Source organism: Xanthomonas sp. LMG 12462, from assembly GCF_009192885.1.
Classification (GTDB): Bacteria; Pseudomonadota; Gammaproteobacteria; order Xanthomonadales; family Xanthomonadaceae; genus Xanthomonas_A; species Xanthomonas_A sontii.
The window spans coordinates 1-6982 of the sequence record NZ_NMPP01000109.1; the positions used below are offsets into that span (position 1 = coordinate 1).

General features: G+C 69.5%; 6 protein-coding genes and 3 pseudogenes. 1 reads left to right on the forward strand and 8 read right to left on the reverse strand.

All coding sequences use genetic code 11. From position 1 onward, the window contains the following. Positions 1–353 (forward strand): annotated as a pseudogene (locus tag CEK69_RS21375) (OmpA family protein); the annotation flags it as partial. Here the strand turns inward: CEK69_RS21375 and motD are convergent. The 8 genes and pseudogenes from motD to CEK69_RS20490 form a co-directional block, all read right to left on the reverse strand. Then, positions 263–1066 (reverse strand): annotated as a pseudogene (motD, locus tag CEK69_RS20455) (flagellar motor protein MotD); the annotation flags it as partial. The pseudogenes CEK69_RS21375 and motD overlap by 91 nt on opposite strands. Positions 1067–1073: 7 nt before the next feature. Then, positions 1074–1814 (reverse strand): flagellar motor protein, encoded by a 741-nt coding sequence (locus CEK69_RS20460; RefSeq protein WP_010341770.1) that lies wholly within the window; start codon positions 1812–1814, stop codon positions 1074–1076. A gap of 358 nt (positions 1815–2172) precedes the next feature. Then, positions 2173–3927 carry a chemotaxis protein CheA gene (locus tag CEK69_RS20465; protein ID WP_152247636.1) on the reverse strand — a complete coding sequence of 585 codons (1755 nt, stop codon included), beginning with the start codon at positions 3925–3927 and terminating at the stop codon, positions 2173–2175. Positions 3928–3931: 4 nt separating this feature from the next. After that, positions 3932–4543, reverse strand: coding sequence for a protein phosphatase CheZ (locus CEK69_RS20470; RefSeq protein WP_010341543.1), 612 nt, complete (start codon positions 4541–4543; stop codon positions 3932–3934). Then, positions 4544–4936, reverse strand: a complete 393-nt coding sequence (gene cheY, locus CEK69_RS20475) for a chemotaxis response regulator CheY (protein ID WP_010341542.1) — start codon at positions 4934–4936, stop codon at positions 4544–4546. Positions 4937–4955: 19 nt separating this feature from the next. Then, positions 4956–5705: an RNA polymerase sigma factor FliA gene (locus CEK69_RS20480; RefSeq protein ID WP_017908923.1), complete on the reverse strand. Its 750-nt coding sequence runs from the start codon at positions 5703–5705 to the stop codon at positions 4956–4958. Further along, positions 5702–6586 carry a P-loop NTPase gene (locus CEK69_RS20485; RefSeq protein WP_010341540.1) on the reverse strand — a complete coding sequence of 295 codons (885 nt, stop codon included), beginning with the start codon at positions 6584–6586 and terminating at the stop codon, positions 5702–5704. The genes CEK69_RS20480 and CEK69_RS20485 overlap by 4 nt, the downstream gene beginning before the upstream one ends. Next, positions 6573–6982: pseudogene (locus CEK69_RS20490) on the reverse strand (flagellar biosynthesis protein FlhF); the annotation flags it as partial. The pseudogene CEK69_RS20490 and the gene CEK69_RS20485, both read right to left, overlap by 14 nt.

Below are 6982 nucleotides of genomic sequence, written 5' to 3' on the forward strand. Positions count from 1 at the left end.
CCCGACCGCCACCGCCCAGTTCCCCCCGACCGGGGAACTGTCGGCGGCGCGCGCGGCCAGCGTGGTCCACCTGTTCGCCGACCAGGGCCTGCAGCCCTCGCGGCTGTCGATGATCGGCTACGGCCAGTTCCCCCCGCGCGCCAGCAACGACACGCCGGCAGGCCGCAACGCCAACCGCCGCGGCGGGGGGTGTCGGGGTGGCCGGCGCGGCGCCGGCGCTCAAACGATCGGAGGCCGACGGCGTCGCATCGCCGCTGTCGCCGGAGTCGGCCAGGATCACCAGCACCACGCGGCGGTTGGCGTTGCGGCCTGCCGGCGTGTCGTTGCTGGCGCGCGGGCGGAACTGGCCGTAGCCGATCATCGACAGCCGCGAGGGCTGCAGGCCCTGGTCGGCGAACAGGTGGACCACGCTGGCCGCGCGCGCCGCCGACAGTTCCCAGTTCGAGGGGAACTGCGCGGTGGCGATCGGGGTGTTGTCGGTGTAGCCCTCCACGCGCACCCCGTTGGGCACGCCGGACAGCACCTGCGCCAGTTCGGACAGGGTGGCGCGCGCGCTCTGGTCGAGCGCGGCCGAGCCGGAGCCGAACAGGATGTCGCTGTTGATCTCCACTTCGATCCACAGCCCGGCGCGGCGCACGGTGATCAGCTTCTTCTGGATCAGCGGCGCCAGCGCGGCGCCGAGGCGATCGGCGATGCTGTCGAGCTGGCGCTGCGCGCGTCGCAGCTGCTGCGCGTCGCGCAGGTCGTCGCCGCGCTGCGCGTTGCCCGAGGGCAGGCGGTTGGGATCGGGCAGGGTCAGCGCCGGGCTGGACTTGATCGGGGTCGGCCGCTCGCCGCCCTGGCCCTGCAGCGCGTGGTCGCCGACCTGCACCGGACGCAGGGTCGTCGGGGTGCCGCCGAACGCGGCGCTCATCGCGTCGGCCATGACCCGGTACTTGGCTTCGTTGATCGTGGACAGCGCGTACATCACCACGAAGAAGGCGAGCAGCAACGTCATCAGGTCGGCATAGGGGATGGCCCATGCCTCGTGGTTGGCGTGCTCGTCGTGGGAGTGCTTGCGGGCCATTCGGAACTCAATGCAAGAATCCGGCCAGTTTCGATTCGATGTTGCGCGGGTTCTCGCCCTGGGCGATGGCGATCAACCCTTCGATGATCATTTCGCGTTCGCCGCAGCTGTGCTTGATCACGCTCTTGAGCTTGGCGGCCATCGGCAGGAACAGCAGGTTGGCCGAGGCGATGCCGTAGATGGTGGCGGTGAACGCGGCGGCGATGCCGTGGCCGAGCTTGCTCGGGTCGGCCAGGTTCTTCATCACCGCGATCAGGCCCAGCACCGCGCCGATGATGCCCAGGGTGGGCGCGTAGATGCCCATGCCCTCGAACACCTTGGCCGCGGCCAGGTCGCAATGTTCCTGGCCTTCCAGGTCGATCTCCAGCATGTGCCGGATCGCTTCCGGCTCCACGCCGTCCACCAGCATCTGCAGGCCCTTGCGCACGAACGGATCCTGCTGCTGCGGCACCTGGTTCTCCAGCCCGAGCAGGCCCTGGCGGCGCGCGATGTTGCTCCATTCCACGATCTGCTTGAGCAACGCCTGGCGATCGCTCGGCGGCGGCCACAGGATCCACTTGGCGATCTGGAACGCACGGCGGAACACAGACGGCGGGGTGTGCACCAGGATCGCGGCGACGGTGCCGACGATCACGATCACGAACGCAGCCGGCGACCACAGCGCCGAAATGCCGGCGCCCTTGAGGATGCTGCCGCCGATGAGCGACAGAATCGCCAACAGCAGGCCGATGAGACTGAGCTTGTCCATGCAGGAGGTATCGGCCAGGGGGCTTGGGACTTGATGGGTTGGCGGCCGGGAATGGGGAATGGGGAATGGGGAATCGATGAAGCCGGGATTCGGGAATGGGGATTGGGGAATCGCAAAAGCGCGCGCACGCCAACCGCTCATCCCGGCTCTATCGCGTCGCGGCTGAAGCCGCTCCCACATTGGGGGTGAGGTACACGGGAGCTGCTGTTGCGATTCCCGAATCCTGATTCCCGAATCCCAGCCTCACCGCGTCGCGGCTGAAGCCGCTTCTACGGCAGAATCAGGGAAAAACGAAGCGCCAGGGAACCCGCTCCTGCGATTCCTCAATCCCCATTCCCCAATCCCGGCCTTCAGGCCTTCAGGCCTTCAAGCCATCCACATCCAGGATCAGCGCCAGGCGGCCGTCGCCGATGAGGGTGGCGCCGGCGTAGCCGGGCAGGCCGCGCAGCGAGCGCGGCAGCGGCTTGATCACCACTTCCTCGCGGCCGCGGACCTGGTCCACGACCAGGCCCATGCGCGATTCGCCGGCCTGCAGCACCACCACGGTGAGCAGCGGCAGTTGCGGGGCGTCGATGTTGAGCCACTGGCGCAGGTCCACCAGCGGCAGGGTGTGCGACTGCCGGTCGAGCACGGCGCGGCCGTCGAACCAGCCCAGCGAGCGGCGCGGGGCGTGCAGCACTTCCACCACGCGCGCCAGCGGTAGCGCGTAGACGGTATCGCCGGCCTGCACCAGCAGGGTCGGCAGGATCGCCAGGGTCAGCGGCACGCGGATCAGGAAGCGGCTGCCGCGGCCCAGTTCCGACTGGATCTGGATCTGCCCGCTGAGTTCGCGGATGCGCGACTGCACCACGTCCATGCCGACGCCGCGGCCGGAGATGTCGGTGACTTCGGATTTGGTCGAGAAGCCGGGCAGGAACACCAGGTGCAGGCATTCCTCGGTGGTCAGGCGGGCGGCGGCCTCGGGGTCGATCAGGCCCTTCTCGCGGGCCTTGGCGCGCAGCCGTTCCGGGTCGATGCCGGCGCCGTCGTCCTGCACCTCGATGCTGACGTAGTCGCCTTCCTGCTGCGCCGACAGGCGCACGTGGCCGCCGCGCGGCTTGCCGGTGGCTTCGCGCAGCGCCGGGGCCTCGATGCCGTGGTCGATCGCGTTGCGCACCAGGTGCACCAGCGGATCGGCCAGCGCCTCAACCAGGTTGCGATCGAGCTCGGTGTCGGCGCCGATCAGTTCCAGCTCCACTTCCTTGTTGAGCGAGCGGGCGACGTCGCGCGCCACCTTGGGGAAGCGCGAGAACACCTTGCCCACCGGCTGCATGCGCGTACGCATCACCGCCGACTGCAGGCGCGCGGTGGCGATGTCCAGGCTGCTGACCGCGCGGTCCAGCTCCTCGTCGCGCAGGCGCACGCGCAGGGTCTTGAGGCGGTTGCGCGAGAGCACCAGTTCGCCGATCAGGTTGACGATCGCGTCCAGGCGCTTGGTGTCCACGCGCACGGTGTGTTCGGGCTCGGCGGCCTTGGCCGGGGCGGCCGCGGCCTTGGGCGCGGCGCTGGGCGCACGCGGCGCCGGCTGCAGCGCCTGCGGCGTGGCCGTCGGCGGCGCATCGCCGTGCAACTGGTCCAGCAGCGCCTCGAATTCGTCGTCGCTGATCAGGTCCGCATCGCCCGCGGCGGCCGCGGGCGCCTTGGCGGCGGGCGCCGGCGCGGCGCTCTTCGCGGGTGCCGGCGCCGGTGCGTCGTCGCCGTGCGCGTCGAACTGCGCGATCAGCTCCGGCGGCGCGCGCGGCGGCTCCTGGCCGCTGCCGAAGGCATCGAGCATCGACTGCAGGTAGTCCAGCGACTGCTGCGCGGCGTCGAAGTGCCGCGCCTGCAGGGTGGCCTGGCCGGCACGGGCCATGCCCAGGGTTTCCTCCGCCGCGTGGCACAGCTCGACCATGGCGTTGATCGCCAGGAAGCCGGCGCCGCCCTTGAGCGTGTGGAAGCCGCGGAACACGGCGTTGAGCTGGCCGCTGTCCTCGGGCGCCTGCTCCAGCGACACCAGCTGCTCGCCGAGCCGGTCCAGGATCTCCTGGGCCTCGATGATGAAGTCGGCAGCGATGTCGTCGGGTACGGCGCTCATAGCGTTACAGTCCCAGGCCCGAGAGCAGGTCGTCGGCGTCGTGCTGCGACACGCCGTGGCGGTCCAGGCCGGGCAGGGCCGGGCCGGCCAGGCTGCCGTCGGCCTTCTTGTTTTCTTCCTTCGGCGGCAGACCCAGCGCGCCGAAGCCTTCGTGCACGCGGCGCACGATGCCGGCGACGCGACGGATGATCTGCCCGGTCAGGTCCTGGAAGCTCTGCGCCAGGGCCATTTCGGTGAGGTTGTGGCGGATCTTGTCGAGGATCTCGCTCTGGTCGCCGCTGAGGCCGCCGGCGGCGAGCTGGTCGGCCAGCGCACGGCATTCCTCGGCCAGGTCCAGGGTGCGGTGGCTGGCCTGTTCGGTCATCTCCACCACGTGGTCCAGGCGCGAGCAGGCGTCGTCCAGCTCGCCGGCCTCGCTGGGCACCACCGGCAGTTCGCCGAGCGCCTGCCCCAGATCGCGCGCGAGCCGGCTCAGGCCCTGCATCATCGGCCGCGTGCGCCAGGCGGCGAGGGTGTCGATCTCCCTGCGCCAGCCGGCCTCGTCGCCGTTCTCCAGCGCGTCCAGCGCGCCTTGCAGGCGTTCGATCAGGGCGGTACGTTCGGCGGTGGCTTCCATTTAGGCGGTCGCTCCCAGGCGTTCGAAGATCTTGCCCAGCTTCTCCTGCAGCGTCTGCGCGGTGAACGGCTTGATGATGTAGCCGTTCACGCCGCACTGCGCGGCCTCGATGATCTGCTCGCGCTTGGCCTCGGCGGTGACCATCAGTACCGGCAGGTGCTTGAGCTTGTCGTCGGCGCGGATGTTGCGCAGCAGATCGATGCCGGTCATGCCCGGCATGTTCCAGTCGGTGACCACGAACTCGAACGGCGCCGAGCGCAGCGCGGCCAGGGCGCTGTTGCCGTCTTCGGCCTCGGCGGTATTGGTGAAGCCCAGATCGCCGAGCAGATTCTTGACGATGCGTCGCATCGTCGAGAAATCGTCCACGATCAAAATCCGCATGTTCTTGTTCACCACTGACTCCTAAGGGTTCCTATTCTTCGTCTTCCAGACCGGCATCGGCGACCTCGAACGCCTTCAGGCGTCCGCGCAACCGTACCGTGGCCTGGCCATGGATCTGACACACGCGCGACTCGCTGACCCCGAGCACCGCGCCGATTTCCTTGAGGTTCAATTCCTGCTCGTAGTACAGCGACAGCACCAACTGCTCGCGTTCGGGCAACTGCGCGATGGCCTTGCCCAGCTCGCGGCCGAATTCGCTGCGCTCGAGCATCTGCTGCGGATTGGGTCCGCCCTTGGCGATGGTATCCAGCTCGCCATGGTCCTCGATGCGCGACTCCAGGCTCAGCACCTGGCCGCGGGCGGCATCTTCCATCAAACGCAGGTATTCGGGAAGCGGCATGTCCATCGCCGCGGCCACTTCGTTGGCGGCGGCGGCGCGGCCGGTGCTCTGTTCGATCTTGCGGATCGCCGAGGCGGCGTCGCGGGCGCGGCGGTGCACCGAGCGCGGCACCCAGTCGCCGCGGCGGATCTCGTCGATCATCGCGCCGCGGATGCGGATCGAGGCGTAGGTCTCGAACGAGGCGCCCTGTTCGGCGTCGTAGCTGCGCGAGGCCTCGATCAGGCCGATCATGCCGGCCTGGATCAGGTCGTCGATCTCGACGCTGGCCGGCAGCCGCGCGGCCAGGTGGTGGGCGATGCGCCGGACCAGGTCCGAGTGCTGGGCGATGTAGTCGTTGGCGCTGTTGCGCTGGACGGCGCGGTAGTGGGCGGCGGCGTTCATGCGGCCACCCCGCGCTGGATGATGCGCTCGACGAAGAACTCGACGTTGCCGCGCGGGGCGGTCGGCGCCTGCCAGCGTGCGGTGCGCCGGGCGATCTCGGAGATCGCCTGCGCCGACGGGCTGGACGGGTAGGCCTTGACCACCGGCTGCTGGCGCTGCACCGACAGGCGCAGCCAGTCGTCCTGCGGCACGCAGCCCAGGTAGTTCAGCGACACGTCGCCGAGGAACTTCTCGCAGACCCGGCTGAGCTTGTCGTACAGCAGGCGGCCTTCGTTGAGGTCGCGGACCATGTTGGCGACGATCTGCACCCGGTCCACGCCGCGCTCGCGCGAGAGGACCTTGATCAGGGCGTAGGCGTCGGTGATCGAGGCCGGCTCGTCGCAGACCACCACCACCGCGTCCTGCGCGGCCTGGCAGAAGGTCAGCACGCTGTCGGTGATGCCGGCGGCGGTGTCGACGATCATCACGTCCAACTCGCGCTGCAGCTCGGAGAACACGTTGACCAGGCCGACGTGCTGGGCCGGCGGCAGCTCGGCCATGTAGCGGCGGCCGGAGGCAGCGGGCACCACCATGAGCCCGTTGGGCATGTCGATCAGCACCTCTTCCAGGGTGCAGCGCCCGGCGACCAGGTCGGCCACGGTGAACTTGGGGGTCAGCCCGAGCAGCACGTCGACGTTGGCCAGGCCCAGGTCGGCGTCCAGCAGCAGGGTGCGCTTGCCCATGTCGGCCAGCGCCATGGACAGGTTCACCGAGATGTTGGTCTTGCCCACGCCGCCCTTGCCGCCGGTCACGGCAATGGTGCGCACCGGACCCAGCGGTTCGCTGCGCGTCGCCGACAGGGGGAAGGCATTGGTCAGATTGACGTAGTCACGCGACGGCATGGGTCTGCTCCGGAGTACAGGGCTTATCGGCAGCGCGCCGCAAATCTTCAAGGCGCAATACCAGGCTGGCGGCGTTGGCGCGGTGCAGGTCGTCCGGCACACGCTGTCCATCGGTCACCCAGGTGATGGGGAGGCGGTGGTCCACGACCACCGACAAGGCACTGCCGAACCGCCCGGTCTCGTCCAACTTGGTCAGGATGACCCCCTGTGGGTCGGCGCCGGCGAACCGGCGCACCACCTCGTCCAGGTCGGAGAAATGGGCGTTGGCGGGGAGGACCAGCAAGGATCGGACCACGCGCGAGGCGCGCAGCCAGTGCAGCTGGGCGGCCAGGGCGCGGTCGCGCTGGCCCATGCCGGCGGTGTCGATCAGCACCAGCTTGTAGTCGGCCAGGCGCT

Coding starts and splice junctions, on each gene's coding strand:
- CEK69_RS20485 (WP_010341540.1), bottom strand. CDS start 6,586: ATGCCGTCGCGTGACTACGTCAATCTGACCAATGCCTTCCCCCTGTCG.
- CEK69_RS20480 (WP_017908923.1), bottom strand. CDS start 5,705: ATGAACGCCGCCGCCCACTACCGCGCCGTCCAGCGCAACAGCGCCAAC.
- CEK69_RS20470 (WP_010341543.1), bottom strand. CDS start 4,543: ATGGAAGCCACCGCCGAACGTACCGCCCTGATCGAACGCCTGCAAGGC.
- CEK69_RS20460 (WP_010341770.1), bottom strand. CDS start 1,814: ATGGACAAGCTCAGTCTCATCGGCCTGCTGTTGGCGATTCTGTCGCTC.
- CEK69_RS20465 (WP_152247636.1), bottom strand. CDS start 3,927: ATGAGCGCCGTACCCGACGACATCGCTGCCGACTTCATCATCGAGGCC.